21 protein-coding genes are annotated in these 18944 nt (G+C 70.4%); 11 read left to right on the top strand and 10 right to left on the bottom strand.

The window, feature by feature from the left end:
* Positions 1-3 precede the first annotated feature (3 nt).
* Positions 4-375, top strand: a complete 372-nt coding sequence (locus tag JSY14_RS03840; RefSeq protein WP_259557439.1) for a hypothetical protein — start codon at positions 4-6, stop codon at positions 373-375.
* Here JSY14_RS03840 and trhA read toward each other — a convergent pair.
* On the bottom strand, positions 368-1084 hold the full coding sequence (trhA, locus tag JSY14_RS03835; protein ID WP_259557438.1) for a PAQR family membrane homeostasis protein TrhA: 717 nt from the start codon (positions 1082-1084) through the stop codon (positions 368-370). The two genes, JSY14_RS03840 and trhA, sit on opposite strands and share 8 nt — an antisense overlap.
* A gap of 195 nt (positions 1085-1279) precedes the next feature.
* On the opposite strand from trhA, the gene uppS reads away from it, so the two are divergent.
* Both uppS and phoH2 read left to right on the top strand, forming a co-directional pair.
* Positions 1280-2164 (top strand): polyprenyl diphosphate synthase, encoded by an 885-nt coding sequence (uppS, locus tag JSY14_RS03830; RefSeq protein ID WP_432803599.1) that lies wholly within the window; start codon positions 1280-1282, stop codon positions 2162-2164.
* An 87-nt stretch (positions 2165-2251) separates the two neighbouring features.
* Positions 2252-3610, top strand: a complete 1359-nt coding sequence (phoH2, locus tag JSY14_RS03820; RefSeq protein ID WP_259557436.1) for an RNA 5'-3' helicase PhoH2 — start codon at positions 2252-2254, stop codon at positions 3608-3610.
* Positions 3611-3764: 154 nt separating this feature from the next.
* Here phoH2 and JSY14_RS03815 read toward each other — a convergent pair whose 3' ends face one another.
* The 4 genes from JSY14_RS03815 to JSY14_RS03800 all read right to left on the bottom strand — a co-directional run bounded on the left by JSY14_RS03815 (position 3765) and on the right by JSY14_RS03800 (position 7472).
* Positions 3765-4508 carry an EcsC family protein gene (locus JSY14_RS03815; protein ID WP_259557435.1) on the bottom strand — a complete coding sequence of 248 codons (744 nt, stop codon included), beginning with the start codon at positions 4506-4508 and terminating at the stop codon, positions 3765-3767.
* Between the two features lie 142 nt (positions 4509-4650).
* Entirely contained in the window at positions 4651-4914 is a 264-nt protein-coding gene (locus JSY14_RS03810) for a hypothetical protein (protein WP_259557434.1), read from the bottom strand.
* A 179-nt stretch (positions 4915-5093) separates the two neighbouring features.
* Positions 5094-6491: a class II fumarate hydratase gene (locus JSY14_RS03805; protein ID WP_259557433.1), complete on the bottom strand. Its 1398-nt coding sequence runs from the start codon at positions 6489-6491 to the stop codon at positions 5094-5096.
* A gap of 69 nt (positions 6492-6560) precedes the next feature.
* Positions 6561-7472: a carbohydrate kinase family protein gene (locus JSY14_RS03800; RefSeq protein ID WP_259557432.1), complete on the bottom strand. Its 912-nt coding sequence runs from the start codon at positions 7470-7472 to the stop codon at positions 6561-6563.
* A gap of 57 nt (positions 7473-7529) precedes the next feature.
* On the opposite strand from JSY14_RS03800, the gene JSY14_RS03795 reads away from it, so the two are divergent.
* Positions 7530-8102, top strand: coding sequence for a DUF4245 domain-containing protein (locus tag JSY14_RS03795; protein ID WP_259557431.1), 573 nt, complete (start codon positions 7530-7532; stop codon positions 8100-8102).
* Positions 8103-8117: 15 nt separating this feature from the next.
* On the opposite strand, the gene JSY14_RS03790 is transcribed toward JSY14_RS03795, so the two are convergent.
* Together JSY14_RS03790 and xseA are read right to left on the bottom strand one after the other, a co-directional pair.
* Complete coding sequence (locus JSY14_RS03790; protein WP_259557430.1) at positions 8118-8411, bottom strand: exodeoxyribonuclease VII small subunit; 294 nt, start codon at positions 8409-8411, stop codon at positions 8118-8120.
* Positions 8412-8472: 61 nt separating this feature from the next.
* Entirely contained in the window at positions 8473-9759 is a 1287-nt protein-coding gene (gene xseA / locus JSY14_RS03785) for an exodeoxyribonuclease VII large subunit (RefSeq protein ID WP_259557429.1), read from the bottom strand.
* Between the two features lie 173 nt (positions 9760-9932).
* On the opposite strand from xseA, the gene JSY14_RS03780 reads away from it, so the two are divergent.
* Positions 9933-10976: a 4-hydroxy-3-methylbut-2-enyl diphosphate reductase gene (locus tag JSY14_RS03780; RefSeq protein WP_259557427.1), complete on the top strand. Its 1044-nt coding sequence runs from the start codon at positions 9933-9935 to the stop codon at positions 10974-10976.
* Here the strand turns inward: JSY14_RS03780 and JSY14_RS03775 are convergent.
* Positions 10946-12175, bottom strand: a complete 1230-nt coding sequence (locus JSY14_RS03775; protein ID WP_259557426.1) for a DNA recombination protein RmuC — start codon at positions 12173-12175, stop codon at positions 10946-10948. The genes JSY14_RS03780 and JSY14_RS03775 overlap by 31 nt on opposite strands.
* Before the next feature lie 67 nt (positions 12176-12242).
* Positions 12243-12647 (bottom strand): hypothetical protein, encoded by a 405-nt coding sequence (locus JSY14_RS03770; protein ID WP_259557425.1) that lies wholly within the window; start codon positions 12645-12647, stop codon positions 12243-12245.
* Positions 12648-12789: 142 nt separating this feature from the next.
* Between JSY14_RS03770 and JSY14_RS03765 the strand changes: the two genes are divergently transcribed.
* From JSY14_RS03765 to JSY14_RS03740, 6 genes are all read left to right on the top strand, one after another.
* A complete protein-coding gene (locus tag JSY14_RS03765) occupies positions 12790-13845 on the top strand; it encodes a hypothetical protein (protein WP_259557424.1) in 1056 nt (351 codons plus the stop codon).
* 41 nt (positions 13846-13886) lie between these two features.
* On the top strand, positions 13887-14774 hold the full coding sequence (locus JSY14_RS03760) for a hypothetical protein (protein ID WP_259557423.1): 888 nt from the start codon (positions 13887-13889) through the stop codon (positions 14772-14774).
* A gap of 60 nt (positions 14775-14834) precedes the next feature.
* Positions 14835-15938, top strand: a complete 1104-nt coding sequence (gene ychF / locus JSY14_RS03755; RefSeq protein WP_259557422.1) for a redox-regulated ATPase YchF — start codon at positions 14835-14837, stop codon at positions 15936-15938.
* Positions 15935-16633 carry a zinc ribbon domain-containing protein gene (locus JSY14_RS03750; RefSeq protein WP_259557421.1) on the top strand — a complete coding sequence of 233 codons (699 nt, stop codon included), beginning with the start codon at positions 15935-15937 and terminating at the stop codon, positions 16631-16633. The genes ychF and JSY14_RS03750 overlap by 4 nt, the downstream gene beginning before the upstream one ends.
* 116 nt (positions 16634-16749) lie before the next feature.
* Positions 16750-17577: a TIGR02391 family protein gene (locus JSY14_RS03745; protein ID WP_259557419.1), complete on the top strand. Its 828-nt coding sequence runs from the start codon at positions 16750-16752 to the stop codon at positions 17575-17577.
* On the top strand, positions 17574-18695 hold the full coding sequence (locus JSY14_RS03740) for a hypothetical protein (RefSeq protein WP_259557418.1): 1122 nt from the start codon (positions 17574-17576) through the stop codon (positions 18693-18695). Before JSY14_RS03745 ends, JSY14_RS03740 begins: the two co-directional genes overlap by 4 nt.
* A gap of 34 nt (positions 18696-18729) precedes the next feature.
* On the opposite strand, the gene JSY14_RS03735 is transcribed toward JSY14_RS03740, so the two are convergent.
* Complete coding sequence (locus JSY14_RS03735; RefSeq protein WP_259557417.1) at positions 18730-18897, bottom strand: hypothetical protein; 168 nt, start codon at positions 18895-18897, stop codon at positions 18730-18732.
* Positions 18898-18944 lie beyond the last annotated feature (47 nt).

Genomic DNA, 18944 nt, shown 5'->3' with positions numbered 1-18944 from the left:
AACATGCCGATGCAGACCGTCGCCGCCGTGGTGGTGGCCGGGCCGTCCGAGGGGGAGGGCTTCACGACGACCTCGGTCACACCGGGGGTGGCGGGGGCGATCACCGCTCTGATCCTCGCCGCGGCCGTGCTGCTGCTGGCCATGGACATGACCCGTCGGATCCGCCGACTGCAGGCCCGACAGCGCATCGAGGCGAAGCTCGATGCCGAGGAAGCGGCGGAGCGGGAGGCGGCGGAGCGGGAGGCGGCGGAGCGGGAGTCCGCCGCACGCGGGGACGACGGGGCGGTGGATCCGTCCCGCGGTGCCGACCCGCGCGGCGAGGCGGGGCCCGCCGAGCGCGGCGACGACGACGGGTCGAGCGATCGGCTCAGCTGATCGCCAGCGCCACCGCGGTGAAGTGGCAGGCGAAGCCGGCGATCGTGCCGGTGTGGAAGATCTCGTGGAACCCGAACCACAGGGGGCTCGGGTCGGGGCGGCGCAGGGCATACACCAGAGCGCCGAGGGTGTAGGCGATACCCCCGGCGATGATGAGTCCCACCACCCAGGGGCCGCCCCCGGCCAGCAGCTGCGGCATGTAGAACACGGCCACCCAGCCGAGCGCCACGTACGCGGGCACGTACAGCCATCGCGGAGCGCCGGTCCAGAACAGGCGGAAGGCCACGCCCACCGCGGCGCCACCCCAGCAGATCGCCAGCAGGGTGGAGGCGTCGTCCGGCGGGAGCAGCGCCACGGCGATGGGGGTGTAGGTCCCCGCGATGATCAGGAAGATGTTCGCGTGGTCGAAACGTCGCAGCAGCAGGGCGTGGCGGGGCTGCCAGGTGCCGCGGTGATACGTGGCGCTGATCCCGAAGAGCATCCCCGCGGTCATCACGAACACGGCGCAGGCCAGACGCGTGGCGAGATCGGACCCGAGGGCCACCAGCAGCAGGCCCGCCACCAGGGCGGTGGGGAAGGCGATCAGGTGCAGCATGCCGCGCAGGCGGGGCTTCGGCAGGCGGGCGGCGAGCAGACGGGCCCGCTCCCGCGCGTCGGCCTGGAGGGCGCGGGCGTCGTCCCGGAGGGAGGGCATGTTCGTGCTCGACATGCCGTCACCGTAACCTACGCTTCCGTAGCTTTCTAGGGGGTGCTCTGGGGGCCGTCTGGGAGGGGCCGGGCGGGTCCTGTGCGGATCCGGTGAAGCCCTGTCGGTGGGCCGGGGGAGGGCCGGACCGGCGGCGATAATGGCGGGGATCGAGAACCAGCGAGGACGAGCAGGTACCGAGGGACAGGAGGATCGGGCGTGCAGCAGCTCCGGAACGTCGAGCTCCCGGACGTCCAGGCGACCCGGGTTCCCTCCGACCATTCGGCCGACGCCTCAACCGACTCCCCGGCCGACGCCTCGGCGGTCCTGCCGCACCACCTCGGGATCATCGTCGACGGGAACCGCCGCTGGGCCCGGACCGTCGGGGCGAGCACGGCGGAGGGGCACCGCCGCGGCGCCGAGAGGGTCGGGGAGGTGCTCGGCTGGTGCCGGGAACTGGGGATCCCGCTGGTGACCGTGTGGCTGCTGTCCACCGACAACCTGCGCCGCCCCCCGTCCGAGCTGGAGGCGCTGATGGGCATCATCGCGGGTGTGGCGGAGGATTGCGCCGCGGCCGGCCATCGGGTGCGGGTGATCGGGGACCTGTCGCTCGTGCCTCCTGAGCCGCGGCAGCGGATCCTCGCGGCGGCGCAGGGGTCTGGTGTGGCCGGCGGGTCAGCGGCGGCTCACCGCACGGGCACCGCTGATGACGCCCTCACGGTGAACCTCGCCATCGGCTACGGCGGCCGGGAGGATGTCGCCGGGGCCGTGCGCACCCTGGTGGCGGAGCTCGCAGCCCAGGGAGTGCCCGCCGACGCCATCGCCGAGCGGATCGATGCGGGTGCCATCGGCGGGCACCTCGCCACCGCCGGGCAGCCCGACCCGGATCTCATCATCCGCACCTCGGGGAGCAGCGCATGTCCGGTTTCCTGCTGTGGCAGTCGGTCCACTCCGAACTGTGGTTCAGCGACACCCATTGGCCGGACTTCCGCCGCGAGGACCTCACCGCCGCGCTGGAGGATTTCGCCCGGCGCGAGCGACGCTTCGGCAGCTGACGGGGACGGGGCGGCACCGTCGGCCGAACGGCCTATGACGCTTTCGTGAACGCCCGGGGCTGGAGCGCGGGGCGCGCCGGATGTGCCCTGTGAGCCGCGTTACGGTCGAGCCACACCGAGTGACGGGAGGCTCTCCATGGACGCGACCACCACCCTCGAGACCCTGGAGGACGCGGTGCAGACCCCGCTCCCCGGCGTCGAGACCGGCACCCTCACCTATGTGCTGGACACCTCGGTGCTCCTGGCCGACCCGCAGTCCCTCACCCGTTTCGCCGAGCACGATGTGGTGCTGCCGATCGTCGTGGTCACCGAGCTCGAGGCCAAGCGCCACCACCCCGATCTCGGGTATTTCGCCCGTCAGGCCCTGCGGTTGCTCGACGACCTGCGCGAGCGCCACGGCAACCTCTCCCAGCCGCTGCCGATCGGCACCGCCGGCGGGCACGTGCACGTCGAGCTGAACCACCAGAACGTCTCCTCCCTGCCCGACGGCTTCCGCCTCGGTGACAACGACACGCGGATCCTCGCGGTCGCGAAGAACCTGCAGCTCGAGGGCCGCGACGTGGTGCTGGTGTCGAAGGACCTGCCGATGCGCATCAAGGCCTCGGCCTCCGGCATCCCCGCCGAGGAGTACCGCGCCGAGCTCGCGCGGGACCGCGGGTACACAGGCCTCGTCTCCGCCGAGATCGACGATGACGCCATGACCGCCCTGTACGGCGGGGAGACCATCGAGGTGCCGTCGATCGCGCATCACCCGCAGCACACCGGCGTCACGCTCACCAGTGCTCGCGGCTCGGCGCTGGGGCGGCTCACCGCCGACAAGCGGGTGCGGCTGGTGCCCGGTGACCAGACGGTGTTCGGCATCGCCGGCCGCAGTGCCGAGCAGCGCATCGCCATCGACCTGCTGCTGGACGAGTCGATCGGCATCGTGTCCCTCGGCGGCCGCGCCGGCACCGGCAAGAGTGCTCTCGCGCTGTGCACGGCCCTGGAAGCGGTGCTGGAACGGCGCAGCCAGCGCAAGATCATGGTGTTCCGCCCCCTGTACGCGGTGGGTGGGCAGGAGCTCGGGTACCTGCCCGGTGACCAGCACGAGAAGATGGGGCCGTGGGGTCAGGCGGTGTTCGACACCCTCAGCTCGATGGTCTCGCAGAACGTCATCGACGAGGTGCTCTCCCGCGGGATGCTGGAGGTGCTGCCGCTGACCCACATCCGCGGCCGTTCCCTGCACGACGCCTTCGTGATCGTCGATGAGGCGCAGTCGCTGGAGCGCAATGTGCTGCTGACGATGCTCTCGCGCATCGGCCAGAACTCGCGGGTGGTGCTCACACACGACGTCGCCCAGCGGGACAACCTGCGCATCGGACGGTACGACGGCATCGCGAGCGTGGTGGAGGCGCTGAAGGAGCATGAGCTGTTCGCCCACATCACGCTGAAGCGCTCCGAGCGGTCGAAGGTGGCCGAGCTCGTGACGCACGTGCTGGACGAACCGGTGCTGTGACGGGCCGGGGGCGGGGCGGCCACGGTGGCCCCCGCCCCGGTGCCCGGGGGGAGACATGGACGGAGGCGACACGACGTCCTGATATGGCGGGCATCGTGTCGCCTCCGTCCCGTGGGCGGTGCGGACGTGGTCGCCCGCAAGACCGCGCACCGGGTCAGCCGCGGGCGGGGAAGGCCTCGGTGGCGGCCCCGACGACCTGCTTGAGCTGACGGCGGTCGCTCCACGCCCCGAGCACGGCGCCCAGCAGCGGGATGGCCTTGCCGAACACCCGCACCGAGTGGAGGCTGAAGCGCTTGAGCAGCCGGGTCGCGATCGCCCCGGATGCCGGCGAGAGGTTCATACCCGGCAGGCGGCGGAGGGCGGCGCGGCCCGCGAGCCCCTTCAGGCCGCTGACGCCGGCGGCGCGCATCACGTCGAAGGCCTCGTCTCCGAGCAGCGTCGCCAGGACGGCGTCGCGCATCTGCGGCGAGTCGGCGTCGTGGCCGCGCACGATGGCGATCGCGGCGGCGAGGCGACTGGCCTGCACGGTGTACTCCACGAGGTTTGCCGGGAGCATCACCGGCAGCGTGACGATGCCCCCGAGGCCGGTGACGAAACCACCGAGGGTCACGGTGCGCCGGTGCGCGCGCACCAGGTGGCGGATGGCCTTGTCCTGCTGCTGCGCGGTGGCGGCGCGGCCGGGCGCGGACCCGGTCAGGGCGGACTTGCCGACCCCGGCCTTGCGCAGGGCCTTGCGCGCCACGGCATCGGCGGAGGCGTACCCGGCGGTGCCGTCGATGCCCTTGTCGCGCAGATCCGTGATGAAGCGGTCGAGTCGGCCCTCGCGGCCGTCACCGGAGGTCGAGGTGAGGGCCGTGTTCTGGGCGCCGCGGGCGGCGGCGTCGGACTTCCTGGTCATGGGCGAGCTCCTCTCGCTGGGATGGCGGGCGGCGCGTCGGGCGGCGCCCCGGGCCATGATGCTGGGCGCTCCTGAGCGTGTCACCGGAGTCTCTGGACGCGGTGGTCGCTGTCGGTGGACCGGGTTCGTCGGCGCCTGCGTGTCACGCGTCCGGAGGGTCCACCCACCAGCATTCGAGCGCGGTCGCCTGGACGCTCAGCCGGATCTCGGCCCCACCCAGCAGGCCGCTGCGGTCCCGGGGTCCCGCGTCGCCGCGCACCGGGCGGGCCGGGCCGATCGAGAGCATCCCGTCACGCAGCAACGCGGTCACCTGCCCCGGCTGCACCGCGTGGATCCGCACGTCGAGCGTGACCAGGTGGTCCGGTGTCCACGGGGCGCCGTCGAGCTCGTCGAGGGGCTCCACCATGCCCGCGTCGGCCCAGGTACGGCACCCGACCGGTTCACCGGGAGGGGTGCCCGACCCAGCCGGACCGGGCACCCCACCGGTCATGTCGCCGCTGGGAGCGCCACCGCTCGGGGCTTCGCTGCTCGGGGCTCCGCTGCCGGTGACGCGGTCACTGGGCCCGCCGCGCACGCCGGTGCGGATCAGGCCTTCGGCGCGGTCATCGACAGCACATCGAGCGCCTCATCGAGCTGCTGCTCGGTGAGCTCGCCGCGCTCGACGAACCCGAGGGCGATGGTCGCCTCACGCACGGAGATGCGCTCCGCGACCGCGTGCTTGGCGATCTTCGCGGCGTTCTCGTAGCCGATGAGCTTGTTCAACGGCGTGACGATCGACGGCGACGCCTCCGCGTAGAAGCGGGCCTTCTCCTCGTTGGCGACGAGCCCGTCGACGGTCTTGTCGGCCAGCACCGTGCAGGCGTTCGCCAGCAGCCGCACCGACTCCAGAAGGCTGGTGCCCATCAGCGGGATCTGCACGTTCAGCTCGAAGGACCCCTGGGCGCCACCCCAGGCGATCGCCGCATCGTTGCCGACCACCCGCGCGCACACCATCAGCACGGCCTCGGGGATCACCGGGTTCACCTTGCCCGGCATGATCGACGAACCGGGCTGCAGGTCGGGGATGGCGATCTCACCCAGGCCGGTGTTGGGGCCCGACCCCATCCAGCGCAGGTCATTGCAGATCTTCGTGAGGGACACAGCGATCGTGCGCAGCGCCCCGGACATCTCCACCAGTCCGTCGCGGCTGGACTGGGCCTCGAAGTGGTTGCGGGCCTCGGTGATCGGCAGGCCGGTCTGCTCGGCGAGGTTCGCGATGACCTTCTGCGGGAACCCGGTGGGGGTGTTGATGCCGGTGCCGACGGCGGTGCCGCCCTGCGGGACCTCCGCGGTGCGCGGAAGCGCCGCCTGCACCCGTTCGATGCCGTAGCGGACCGCGGCGGCGTACCCGCCGAACTCCTGGCCGAGCGTCACCGGGGTGGCGTCCATGAGGTGGGTGCGCCCGGATTTCACGACGCTCTTCCACGCCTCCGCCTTCGCCTCCAGAGCGGTGGCGAGGTGGTCGAGCGCCGGCAGCAGGGAGGTGACGACCGCGCCGGTCACCGCCACATGCACGGAGGTGGGGAACACATCGTTGCTGGACTGCGAGGCGTTGACGTGGTCGTTCGGGTGGATCTCCTGCCCGGAGGCCCGGGTGGCGAGGGTCGCGAGGACCTCGTTCATGTTCATGTTCGAGGAGGTGCCCGACCCGGTCTGGTAGGTGTCCACCGGGAACTGGTCGTCGTGGTCCCCGGCGATGACCTCGTCGGCGGCGGCGATGATCGCCTGAGCGATCTGCTCCGAGATGACACCGAGCTCCTGGTTCGCGCGGGCGGCGGCCTTCTTCACCTCGGCGAGGGCGTGGATGTGCGCCGGCTCGAGGCCCTGCCCGGAGATCGGGAAGTTCTCCACGGCGCGCTGGGTCTGCGCGCGGTACAGGGCGGCGGCGGGGACGCGCACCTCGCCCATCGTGTCGTGCTCGATGCGGTACTCGGTCTCGCTCATGGTGACTCCTTCGACGGGGCGGACGTGATGTGCGGGGCGGTCGGGACGGACGGGTGGGGAGGACGGGGGTCAGTCGACCTCACTGGCCCAGGGCGGATCGGCGCCCGGCCGGGACACGGTGACCGCGGCCAGGGCGGCGGCGCGGGTCAGGACCTGGTCGAGGTCGGCGGCGGTGAGGGCGGCGAGGGCGTCGCGGCGGGCGGCTCCGAGCAGCCCCAGGGTCTCGAGGGCGTGCAGGATCCCGGCGGAGAACGTGTCTCCCGCGCCGACGGTGTCGGCGACCTCCACGGGCACGCCCGGCACCTCGACGCGGTGCTCCCCGACGAATCCGACGGCGCCTCCCGCCCCGCGGGTCATGACGGTCAGGGCGGGTCCACGCTGTCGCCATGAGGAGACGACGTCCTCGAGGTCGTCGGTGCCGTAGAACCAGGCGACGTCCTCATCGCTGGCCTTCACCACGTCGGCCCGTTCCACCATCTGCTCCATGCGGGCGCGGGCGGCGGCGGCATCCCCCATCAGTGACGGGCGGGCGTTCGGGTCGTAGCTGATGGTGGCGACCGCGCGGTACTGGTCCAGCACCCGGGCGACGGTGGTGGCCCCCGGCTCCAGCACGGCGGCGATGGAGGAGGTGTGCACGGCGTCGACCTGCTCCGGCAGACCCGCCGGGTCGGGGTCCCAGTCCAGGTCGAACACGTAGGTGGCGGCGCCGGAGGCGTCGAGGGTGGCCTCAGCTGTGGAGGTGGGGCGGTGGTCGATGCTGCCCGGGGTGAGTTCCACGGCGGAGCGCTGCAGATGCGCGGCGATGGCATGTCCCCGCTCGTCGTCGCCGATGCGCGTGAGCAGGTGGGAGGTGTGGCCGAGTCGGCCGAGCGCCACGGCGACGTTCAGGGGGGAGCCACCGGGGTGCTCGCGGCGGGGGCCCTGGGCGGGGACGACGATGTCGGTGAGGGCCTCGCCGACGGTGAGGAATCTCGCGGTCACGCAGGCGATCATCCCAGGTTTCGCGGGGCGGGGCGAACGCCGGGGACAATGGCGGGCATGTCCGGTTCCCCGTCCCGCCCGAAGTCCCGGTACGCCCTCACCCCGGGAGACATGACGCTGCGCAACATCATCTGGGCGCTGGCGCTCACCCTGGGGGTGGTGGCGGTCGTGGCGATGCTGTTCTTCGGGGTGGGCCGGGAGGTGGATCGTGAGGTCCCGCCGGAGCAGCGGGTGGATGTGGCCTCGTCCGCGCAGCGTGCCCAGGATCTCGCCCCGTTCCCGGTGGCGGTGCCGCAGGCCGGCGACGGGTGGACGGAGCGATCCGCCCGGTACACCGACGGCGAGGACCCCCGCTGGGAGGTGCGGTACACCTCCCCGGACCGTCAGGCGGTGACGCTGCTGCAGATGATCCAGGCGGGCCCCGCCGTCGTGGCCGAGGCCCTGCCCGGCCTGCGCCAGACCGGCACGGAGCAGGTCGCCGGCCGCACCTGCGAGGTGATGGCCGGGGACGCGCAGACCACCGGCTACCTGTGCCACGGCGACGGCTACGACGTGCTGGTGACCGGCCGGGGACAGCAGTCCACGCTGCGGGCACTCACCGAGGCGGCGCTCACCTCCACCGATGGCTGACGGCCCGCACCGGCGTCAGGCGTCGTCCTGGCCGCGCCGCGCGACAACCTCATCGAGCCGGCTGCGGGCACCGTCCAACCACTGCTGACAGCGGGTGGCGAGCATCTCGCCGCGCTCCCACAGGGCGATGGACTCCTCGAGCCCGCTCTGCCCGGACTCCAGACGCCGCACCACATCGATCAGCTGGTCGCGAGCGTCCTCGTAACTGAGCTGCGCGATGTCCTGGGGCAGGTCCGTCGGGGCGGAGGCGGCCTCGAGGTCGTCGGTGTCGGTGGCGTCGGCGTCGGGGGTGGTGGATCGCGGGGTCATGGTTCTCCTCGGGCGATGGGGCGAAGGGGTCGTGGGAACGGCGGGGGAGTCGGCGGGCCGGTCAGGCGGCGGGGTCGATGTCCTCCGCGGTGGGTGGTCGATACGGGTCGTGGGCGGTGCGGACGGCGCCGAAACGGCCCCCGGCCACCCGCACGGACAGCTCCGTATCCTCGGGAGCCTGCTCGGGGTCGTGCACGGGAGTGCCGTCGGCGGTCTGCACAACCGCGTAGCCACGCTCCAGCGTCGCCAGCGGGGACAGGGCCCGCACCTGCCGGGCCAGGTGGGTGATCTCGTCATGGCCGCGCTGCAGCCGCGAGCCGATGATCGTCCGCGCCAGCACCAGGTGCGAGGAGATCTCCTGCGTCCTGCCGGTGAGCATGCTCCCGGGGCTGTCCAACACCGGCCGGGAGCGGATCGCATCGAGCCCGGACTGCTCCCGATCCAGTCGCTGCCGCACAGCGGTGCGCAGCCGCGCCCGCGCGAGCGAGACCTGATCGAGTTCGGAGCGGATGTCCGGCACCACGCGCTTGGCGGCATCGGTGGGGGTGGAGGCGCGGACGTCCGCGACCAGGTCGATGAGGGGGACGTCGACCTCATGGCCGATGGCCGAGACGATCGGTGTGCGGCAGGCGGCCACCAGCCGCACCAGCTGCTCGTCGGAGAACGGCAGCAGATCCTCCAGCGACCCGCCGCCGCGGGAGACGATGATGACGTCGACGTCCTCGAGGTCGTCGAGCTCCCGCAGCGCCGCGGAGACCTCCCGGACCGCCTTCTCGCCCTGCACGGCGACCTCGCGGATCGCGAACTCGACGGCGGGCCAGCGGCGCCGGGCGTTGACCACCACGTCCCGCTCGGCCGCGGATTCGCGCCCGCAGATCAGACCGACGGTGCGCGGCAGGAACGGCAGCGGCTGCTTGCGAGACTCGGCGAACAGGCCCTCCGCCGCCAGGGTGCGTTTGAGCTGTTCCAGCCGGGCCAGCAGCTCCCCGAGCCCGACGGGGCGGATGTCGTCGGCCTCCAGCTGCAAAGACCCGCGCTTGGACCAGAAGGTGGGCTTCGCATGCACCACCACTCGGGCCCCCGGCACCGGCTCGACGCTGAGGGACCGCAGCACGTGCTCCCGCACGGGCACGGAGAAGGAGCAGTCGACCTCCACATCCCGCAGGGTCATGAACGCGAGCCCGCTGCCGGGCCGGCGGTTCAGCTGCACGATCTCACCCTCCACCCAGAGGGGGGACATCCGGGAGATGTACTCGCCGATCTTCACCGACAGGTGACGCAGCGGCCACGGATTCTCCGGGGTGGTCTGCGCGGCCGTCGCGGCGAGTGCGGGTGCGGGATCGGTCATGCGCACCACTGTCGCAGAGACCCCCGACGAACGACGCACACCGGCACGCTCGGGGATGATCGGCCCCTGGGGAGGAACGGCGGGTGAGCACCCCGGCGCCCCGGGTGTGGAGGTTCCGTGAGCTGCGCCGCCGACGGGCTGTGCCGCCTCGACCCAGCTCCTACGATGGCCGGGTGAGCACCGACACCACCGTTTCGCCCGCGCGCACCGGACGCGTCCTGCTGGCCGAGCCGCGCGGTTACTGCGCCGGCGTGGACCGCGCCGTCGTCGCCGTGGAGCGCGCCCTGGAGCACTACGACGAGACCGTGTACGTGCGCCACGAGATCGTCCACAACAAGTTCGTGGTCGACCGGCTGCGCGCCAAGGGCGCCGTGTTCGTCTCCGAGGTCGATGAGGTGCCAGAGGGATCGCTCGTCATCTTCTCCGCCCATGGCGTCTCCCCGGCCGTCCGCGAGAAGGCCGCAGCCCGCAACCTCCGCACCATCGACGCCACCTGCCCTCTGGTGACGAAGGTGCACAAGGAGGCGGTGCGTTTCGCCCGCGAGGACTACGACATCCTGCTGGTCGGCCACGCCGGTCACGAGGAGGTCGAGGGCACGGCGGGGGAGGCCCCCGATCACGTGACCATCGTCAACTCCCCGGAGGAGGCCGACACCGTCGAGGTGCGCGACCCGGAGAAGGTGGTGTGGCTGAGCCAGACCACCCTCAGCGTCGACGAGACGATGGAGACGGTGGAACGTCTGCGCCGGCGGCTGCCGCTGCTGCAGTCCCCGCCCAGCGACGACATCTGCTACGCCACCCAGAACCGCCAGGTCGCGGTGAAGAAGATCGCCCCCGAGTGCGACCTGGTGCTGGTGGTCGGCTCGCCGAACTCCTCGAACTCCGTGCGTCTGATGGAGGTGGCGAAGGACGCCGGTGCCCAGGCCGCCCACCGCATCGACACCGTCGCCGAACTGCGCGACGAGTGGTTCGACGGCGTGAGCACCGTCGGGGTGACCTCCGGCGCGTCGGTGCCGGAGGTGCTGGTGCAGGACCTGCTGGCAGAGCTGGAGCGCCGCGGCTACGGCGACGTGGAGACCGTCCGCACCGCCACCGAGGACCTCATGTTCTCCCTGCCGCGGGAGCTGCGCCAGGAGATGCGCTCCCAGGGGGCGGAGGATCGTCGGCAGCGCGGGGGCCGCGGCACTCAGGCCGACTGCTCCGACGGCCTCGCCTGATCATGACCTGAGCGGTCCGACACGGCGCGGCGCCCCGCGGCGAGGTCCGCGACCTCGGCGTCGTCGAGGGTGCGGGAGCGGCGCGTGAGCTGGTCGACCTCCGGCACCGGGGTGCCGACCAGGCCCATGTCCTCGAAACGCCGGGCTGTGACCATCACCCGCGCCTGCAGCGAACCGACCGCGTCGTTGTACGCCCCGACCGCTGCATCCAGGGAGCGGCCGACCTTCCCCAGATGCCCCGCGAAGGTCCCGAGCCGGTGGTGCAGTTCCCGGCCGGCGTCGAGCACCGCCCGGGCGTCCCGGTTCAGTGCCTCCGTGCGCCAGGTGTGGGCGACGGTCCGCAACAGCGCCATCAACGTCGCGGGGGAGGCGATCACCACGTCCTGCCCGAAGGCGTCCTCCAGCAGCGCCGGATCGGCATCGAGCGCCGCGGCGAGCACCCCGTCGCTCGGCACGAACACCACCGTGAACTCCGGGGTGTCGCCGAGGGCCTTCCAGTAGGCCTTCGAGGAGATCACGCCCACGTGGTGGCGCAGCGCCTTGGCATGCGCAGCCCGGCGGGACGCGGCCCGCGCCGGGTCGGTCTCCTCCACGGCATCGAGGTAGGCCTCCATCGGGGCCTTCGCATCGACCACCAGAGTGCGGCCACCCGACAGGTGCACCACCAGGTCGGGGCGCTGCGCGCGCTCGCCGTCGGCCCGGACACCGGCGTGCTGCTCGTCGAAGTCGACATGATCGAGCATCCCGGCGGCCTCCACGATCCGGCGCAGTTGCACCTCACCCCAGCGTCCCCGCGCGGTGGGGGCCCGCAGCGCGGCGGTGAGGGAGGCGGTACCGGATTCCAGGGACCGGGCCCGCTCCGCGAGCTGCCCGAGGTGCTCCCTCAGTGCGCCCTCGGCGTCGATCCGGGCCGCCTCCGACCGGGCGAGGGAGCGTTCCAGATGTGTGAGGGAGGCGGTGATCGGGGCGAGGGTGCGCTGCAGGTGCGCCTGCCGTTCCTCCTCCACCGCATCGCGGCGGGCGGCATCCCGGGCGAAGCGTTCGTCGGCGAGCAGCAGCAGCTGATCGAAGGCGCCGGTGTGCGCGTCGCGGGCCTGCTCCCGCCGGTGCAGGACCTCGCGCATCGCCAGCCAGGTGATCACGGCTCCGATCAGGGCGCCGAGCACCAGCCCCAGCAGCAGCATCTGTGTCGCGTTCATGCCGCCCAGCACATCACGGGGCCCCGACAGACGAGGCGAGGCGCGACGCGGTCGAGTTCCGTGGGCGTCAGGACGGGAGGGTGCCTGTGCGCAGCAGATGGTCGAACTCGGCGGTGAAGCGCTCCGCGTCCGCGCGGCGGTGCGGCAGCATCCTCCAGGTTCCGCGGGTGGTGGTCACCGCCACGCGGCTGAGCAGGCCGGGGGAATAGGACACCCCGGTCACCTCCCCGGCCGGGGACTCCTTCTTGATGCGTGCGCGGCGCAGGGGGCCCGCGACGGCTGCGAGGAGTGTGCGCCGGACCGTCACGATCAGGACGTCGGGGAAGTCACCTGCGACCCCGGGCAGGGCCAGCATGACCTCCTCCTCGGGATCGAGCAGCGCGGGGATGTCGCGGCGCAGCCCCGGGGAGCTGAACAGCTCGTTGCGGTTGAGTGCGGTGGCGTAGCTCCGCTGCGCCCGGGTGGTCTCCATGCCCGCCATGCTAGATAGCCCGGGCTGGCCTTGAGCATGGGGACTTGTCCCCATGTCCCCGACGGGGATCCTCTCCTACGGCGGACGACGAACGGTTCCGCACCCACGGGACCGAGGCCGAGCTCGTGACGGGGAGATGATCGTGAACCAGTTCCTGGGTGCCGACACCGAGCAGCTGCGGGCCCACGCGTGCCTGCTCACCCGCAGCGCCCACACCGTCCTGGAGATGCAGCGGCGCCTCGAGCCCCTCGTGATGGACGAGGCGATGTGGCGCGGACCGGACGCCGAATCGTTCCGCGGCCAGTGGCGGAGTGCAGCGTGGAAGCGTCTGGATCGGGGCGCGGGCGACCTGCGGGGGAGGGCCACGCTGCTCGATCGCCAGGCCGAGGAGCAGGATGAGGTCTCCGGAACCCTGGACGGACCCATCCCCACCGCGCCGGGGCCGGGAGGCGGGTCGGGCGACCACGCTCCCGGCAGCCCGGCCGGGCCCGGGCAGCAGCCCGGGGCTCCGTTCCATCCCGTGCAGTTCCTCATGGAGCAGGCGGCGAAGGCCCAGTCCGGTTACTCCAAGCTCAAGAAGATGATCGACTTCCTGGGCCGCATCCCCAGTGCAGCTGACGAGTATGCGGCCCTGCTGCAGAAGGGCGTGCAGGGGCTGTGGCGCCACACCTACCTGCAGGAGGTGTTCGAAGACGGCAAGGAATGGCAGAAGGGTGCCGAGAAGCTTCTCGGCAAGCTCGGGATTCCGTATGCCGCAGGCAACTGGGAGCCGCTCAAGGTGCTCAACAAGCTCGACGAGGTCGCTCCGTGGCTCTCGACCGCAGGGAAGGGCATCGGCCGGGCGCTCCCCTGGGTCGACATCGTGGACGGGGGACGCCGGTTGTTCACGGAGGACACCTCCTACGGTCGTGTCAGCGGCGGCTTGCAGACGGCAGGGGGTGCCCTGCTCCTTGCCGCCCCGTTTCTCGGCCCAGCGGCTCCCCTCGTCGGGGCGGTCGGGGCTGGACTCAGCCTGGTGTCCATCGGCATGGACGTCACCAAGGCCGTCCAGGACAACTGGGATTCCATCGAGCAGACCGGGCAGGATATCGCCGAGGGTGTGTGGACCGGTGTCGGAAATGTTGCCGAGGGCGTGCGCGGTGTGGGCGATGCCGTCGCCTCGGGCATCGGCGGTTTGGGCGACGCGCTCGGCCTATGACCGCTCGGATCGAACGCCCCACCGGAATCTAGGATGAGCGCATGAGCACCCCGTCTCTGGTCACTGAACGCGACCTCGCCGGCGCCCTGGAGATTCTCGCCCGGGCGTCCGACACGCCCCCCGTGCTCGCGACGCTCACGGACGAGGAGCTGCTGGGGCTTGCCGGTCGCGACGGAGTGGGCCTGGTGGGGTCGCCGTATCTGGACTCGTCGGACCTTCCCCCGGAGGCGATGGCGACGATCGCCGTGCGATCCCTCGTCGCCCGTGGCCTCGCAGTCATCGGCCCCACCCAGAGGGAACCGGAGGGCCGGACCCTCGGTGAGGCCCTGGATGACGTGCCCGGTGGTGGGGGAGACGGCAGTGGCACGGCGGGCCGGGACGGCGCTCCCGACACGTCTGAGCGCGCTGTGCAGCTTGATCGCACCCTGGCGGGTCTGCTCACGCTGCGCGAGACGCCCGTGGCGCTGATGAACCTCACCTGGAAGGTGTCAGAACAGACCACCTCCCTGACCGTCTACGTGTTTCCCGAGGGCGGCCTGCTGGAGGAGCTCGTCACGGCAGACGGTTTCCACCACTTCTCGGTGCCGACGCGGGCGGCCGCCCCGGCGCGCTGGGCCCGGTACGTGGATCAGTCCGGTGCGGCCGGAGACGAGGACCGCGCAGCGTACGTCGGGCCGTTGGAACGGCTCGACGACCCGGGCAGCGGCATCAGTGACCGCCTGGCGGACACGCGCGCGCTGACGGTCCTCTCCACGGCCGGCGACGCCGGTGGGGACAGCTTGCAGGTGACCCTGATGGCGACCTCCGATGCGGTCTTCGCGATGGACACCCCGGAGAGCACGGAGGGGGATACCGAGATCCGGGAACTGAGTGCGCAGTCCCTCATCCGCCTGATCGATGCGGCGATCCCCGAGGTGTCGGCCACCTGATCGGTCCGATGCGGCCGGACCGACCTCAGCCCGGGCCCGCCCGCCCCTAGGATGGCCTGCGTGGCTCTCACCATCGGAATCGTCGGACTGCCCAACGTCGGCAAGTCCACCCTGTTCAATGCCCTGACCCGCGCCGAAGTGCTCGCGGCGAACTACCCGTTCGCCACGATCGACCCGAACGTCGGCGTGGTCCCGCTGCCCGACCCGCGCCTGGGGACGCTCGCCGAGATCTTCGGCTCGGAGCGCCAGGTGCCCGCGACGGTGTCGTTCGTGGACATCGCCGGCATCGTCAAGGGCGCCAGCGAGGGCGAGGGCCTGGGCAACAAGTTCCTCGCGAACATTCGTGAGGCCGATGCGATCTGCCAGGTCACCCGCGCGTTCTCCGACCCGGACGTCACTCGCGTCGAGGGCTCCACCGACCCCGCCGGGGACATGGAGACCATCACCACCGAGCTGATCCTCGCCGACCTGCAGACCATCGAGAACGCCCTGCCGCGTCTGGAGAAGGAGACCAAGCGCAAGACGATCGAGCCGACCGTGCTCGAGAACGTCCACAAGGCACAGGCTCTGCTGGAGCAGGGCCGCACCCTGTTCCAGGGCGCCGCCGACGCCGGCATCGATGTGGCCGAGCTGCGTGAGCTGCAGCTGATGACCGCCAAGCCCTTCATCTACGTGTTCAACACCGACGAGGAGGGCCTGGCCGACACCGCCATGCAGGAACGGCTCCGGGCGCTCGTCGCACCTGCCGAGGCGATCTTCCTCGACGCGAAGTTCGAAGCGGAACTGATCGAGCTCGACCCCGCCGAGGCACAGGAGATGCTCGAATCCACCGGACAGGACGAGCCCGGCCTGGACAAGCTCGCCCGCGTCGGTTTCGACACCCTCGGCCTGCAGACGTACCTCACGGCCGGGCCCAAGGAGGCCCGCGCCTGGACGATCCGCAAGGGCTGGACAGCCCCGCAGGCCGCCGGCGTGATCCACACCGACTTCGAGCGCGGTTTCATCAAGGCCGAGGTCGTCTCCTTCGACCACCTGGTGGAGGCCGGTTCCATGGCCGAGGCCAAGGCCCACGGGTGGGTGCGCATGGAGGGCAAGGAGTACGTCATGCGTGACGGGGACGTGGTGGAGTTCCGTAGCGGACTAACCTCTGGCGGGAAGAAGTGATCTGCCCCAACACGGCTTGCGGGGCGACAGTCCCCCAAAGTGCGCGGTTCTGCCCGGAGTGTGGCAAGCGGCTAGGCGATAGCGATAACGGAGCCAATCAAAACGTCGACACCGGTGGTGGCGATATCTCGGGTGGTGTGTTTCAGGCTGGTGGTGACATTCACCTGGGAGGTGAGCCCCAGGAAGCCCGCGCCACATATGAGCCGAAATGGTCTTGGCGAAGTCCTCTGACGCTTGCTGTTCTCACCTGGATCAGCGTGATCTCTGGACTCCTGAGTCTTGGGTCGGTCTACAAGGTCGTCGAACCTTTAGTCAGCACGATTCTCGGCATGGATGGTGCCGGAAATCTGAAGCCGGTCCAGCCTGTCTGGGCGTTTGTTTTCCTGGGACTCGTAGTCGTCTTTGCCCTAGCCATGTTTCTGCGTCGCGTTGCAAGGAACGAGACTCAGCATTTCCCGTCACTGTCTTGGCTCCCGGCGCTTACCGGCTGGGGTAGAAGGATCGGGCTTGCTCGCATGCAAGGAACCTGCCCGTTCGACGGTGGCCGGCTGCGATTCTACGACAAGCCTGTTCAGTGGGTAGATGATCTGAACACGGGGAAGCGCAAAGTCACGCAACGGCGAATGGCTGCGGAATGTGTCAAGAATGATGAGCATTGGTGGCCTGTAGACAAGACAGACGGAGGCGACCAATGAAACGGGGACGTGGTGGAATTCCGGCGCGGAGGAACGTCTGGAAGTGGCAAGAAGTAGGCGGTCAGTGTATGCCCGGTTGGCGCCTGCTCGTCATTGCACAGCGTCGGTGATCTGACGTGGTCGCACCCCAGTCGTCCTGGAAGTATCCAGTCCTGAAGGCGATCGCCGACGTTCTCGCGGACACGTCCGACGGGTTGACGGGTCGCGAGATTGGCGACCTGCTCCTTCGCTTGCGCATGGACGACCCGATCCCGACGGCGACCAAGCGCGACCGGCTCGCCGAGGCCTTCGTCGCTTGTCAGAACAAGGACCAGAGCTCGAAGCGCATCGTCACATTCATCGTCACGGCGATGGACCCGGTACGGTATCGCAGCCAACCGGAGCTCTTCGCCCTTCGTCAGGATCGTCTCAACGAGCACCTCGCCTTCGTCGGGCTGCGGGTCAATGACGAGGGCAAGGTCGCACGCGGTGCCCAGGCACAAACGCTCGATGAGGCCACACGCATCGCGACATCGATCCGCGACGAGCTGCAGCGCCGGAAGGCGCATCCCGAGGTGCTCCGGTACTGCTCCATGGAGGTACTGAAGAAGGCGCACTTCCATGCCTGTCTGGAGGCGACCAAGAGCATCTTCGATCGGCTTCGAAGCCTGACCGGCATATCGGGCGACGGGGCTGCACTCGTCGACGCAACTCTGGCGCTCGGCAAGTCAGGCGTCCCGCTGCTGGCGATCAACTCTCTGCGGACACAGACCGAGAAGGACGAGCAGACCGGGCTCGCGAATCTCGTGAAGGGTTTGAATGGTCTCTACCGGAACCCGACAGCGCACGACCCGAGACTGAACCGGACGATCAACGACGATGAACTGCTCGAAGTGCTGACGATGGTCTCCATGGTCCATAGGAGACTCGACGGCGTGCCAGCTCCGAACGGAGGTTCATCATGAACGAGGACGATGACCACGACATCGAGCCGGACAACGAGGACGCTTCCTGGGCCGAAGGAGAAAGACCGGAGTCGGAAGAGTCGAGCGAGGGCGACGACAAGGAGCAAGGCGGCGGCTTCCGCATGCCAGCGGGGTTCTCCCGATCGTTGCTGCCGAATCTGGACGACTTCCTGGCGAGCGTCGTCGCGCCCCTGCAGGAGCGGATGCGCTCGTTGATGCCCGACTACAGTGCCATCGCCCGCGAGGCACTCGCGCCGATGAACGAGCGAATCGGGGAGCAGGTGGCGTCGATCGTCGCCAGCATTCCTACATTCTCGACGCCAGCGTTTGACCTGCCTGCCCTGGATGCCCCGGTCCTCAACCCTGCGACCCAGGAGATGCTCAAGACGATCTCCGAGCAGCACGCTAGAACCATGGCGGGCCTGCGGAAGTCGCTGGGGCCGCTCTTCGACCCGGAGGCGCTCCGAGGCCTCAACCGCGCGCTGCTACCGCCCAACCTCAAGGAGCACGCCGACGAGATCAGGGCCAGCCAGGTCCACGAGTTCGTCGAGCAGGAGGGCATCCCACTCTACCTCGTGCCACGGGGTCGGACTGCCTTGCGCCTGCTGCGAGCAAAGGATCGCGTGGGGCGGCGACGGGTGCTCGGGGACTGCTACGAATTGCTCATGGAGGACTGCGCCGCCGTGCTGGAACGGGCCGACCATGAAGCGGTCAGCGATGAGCTGGGCTTCGCCCTCGACGGCCTCGGCGCGATGCGCGCCGGCCACGCCCGTTCGGCCCAGGCCATGTTCACTGTCACGCTGGACACGCTGATCTACCGCTTCTACCCCGACCGGAAGGACCATGGGGTCATCACGAACCACAAGAGGGGCGCTGACGTCCCGGATGAGATCGACGAGATGGGCGTTCGGGAAGCTTTCGTGTGGCTACCGATCTGGAACGCGCACGAGCAGTTCTGGAAGGAGAAGGGCGACAAGGTGCCGCACTACTACTCGCGCCACGCCAGCGTCCACGGCGTCTCCTCGCGTCAGTTCAGCAAGCGCAATTGCATCCAGGTGCTCATGCTGGTCACGAGCCTCATCGGCTACGCCGACCAGGTGGCCCGCGAAGCCGGTTAGTGCTGCTCCGGTGCTGCAGCGATGACGGCGCTGCTCAGCCGTCGTCGCCCTTGAGGTAGTCCCCGTCTCTGAATTCCTGCGACGCAGCAGCCCAGTCCTCGGGGTGCGAGATAGGCAGGAGCCTGTGCTGCTGTTCGTGTGTGCTGTCGTAGGGCGTAGTGGCCTCGTGCTTCATCCGGCTGTGGTCCTTGATGAGCAGCATCTCGACGACCTGCGCCGCCGTCTGGAGGTCCGCGTCCCGAGTTTTAT

It is taken from the genome of Brachybacterium sillae (assembly GCF_025028335.1).
GTDB lineage: Bacteria > Actinomycetota > Actinomycetes > Actinomycetales > Dermabacteraceae > Brachybacterium > Brachybacterium sillae.
The sequence above is the reverse complement of the archived record's forward strand: the minus strand, read 5'-3'. Positions and strand labels throughout refer to the sequence as shown.

Excerpts from the sequence above, each read along its gene's own strand:
- JSY14_RS03795 (WP_259557431.1), top strand. The coding sequence starts at position 7,530 with ATGTCCGGTTCCCCGTCCCGCCCGAAGTCCCGGTACGCCCTCACCCCG.
- JSY14_RS03735 (WP_259557417.1), bottom strand. The coding sequence starts at position 18,897 with ATGCTGCTCATCAAGGACCACAGCCGGATGAAGCACGAGGCCACTACG.
- JSY14_RS03740 (WP_259557418.1), top strand. The coding sequence starts at position 17,574 with ATGAACGAGGACGATGACCACGACATCGAGCCGGACAACGAGGACGCT.
- trhA (WP_259557438.1), bottom strand. The coding sequence starts at position 1,084 with ATGTCGAGCACGAACATGCCCTCCCTCCGGGACGACGCCCGCGCCCTC.
- xseA (WP_259557429.1), bottom strand. The coding sequence starts at position 9,759 with ATGACCGATCCCGCACCCGCACTCGCCGCGACGGCCGCGCAGACCACC.
- JSY14_RS03770 (WP_259557425.1), bottom strand. The coding sequence starts at position 12,647 with ATGGAGACCACCCGGGCGCAGCGGAGCTACGCCACCGCACTCAACCGC.
- JSY14_RS03790 (WP_259557430.1), bottom strand. The coding sequence starts at position 8,411 with ATGACCCCGCGATCCACCACCCCCGACGCCGACGCCACCGACACCGAC.
- JSY14_RS03775 (WP_259557426.1), bottom strand. The coding sequence starts at position 12,175 with ATGAACGCGACACAGATGCTGCTGCTGGGGCTGGTGCTCGGCGCCCTG.
- JSY14_RS03810 (WP_259557434.1), bottom strand. The coding sequence starts at position 4,914 with ATGGTGGAGCCCCTCGACGAGCTCGACGGCGCCCCGTGGACACCGGAC.
- phoH2 (WP_259557436.1), top strand. The coding sequence starts at position 2,252 with ATGGACGCGACCACCACCCTCGAGACCCTGGAGGACGCGGTGCAGACC.
- JSY14_RS03840 (WP_259557439.1), top strand. The coding sequence starts at position 4 with ATGCCGATGCAGACCGTCGCCGCCGTGGTGGTGGCCGGGCCGTCCGAG.
- JSY14_RS03815 (WP_259557435.1), bottom strand. The coding sequence starts at position 4,508 with ATGACCAGGAAGTCCGACGCCGCCGCCCGCGGCGCCCAGAACACGGCC.
- JSY14_RS03760 (WP_259557423.1), top strand. The coding sequence starts at position 13,887 with ATGAGCACCCCGTCTCTGGTCACTGAACGCGACCTCGCCGGCGCCCTG.
- JSY14_RS03805 (WP_259557433.1), bottom strand. The coding sequence starts at position 6,491 with ATGAGCGAGACCGAGTACCGCATCGAGCACGACACGATGGGCGAGGTG.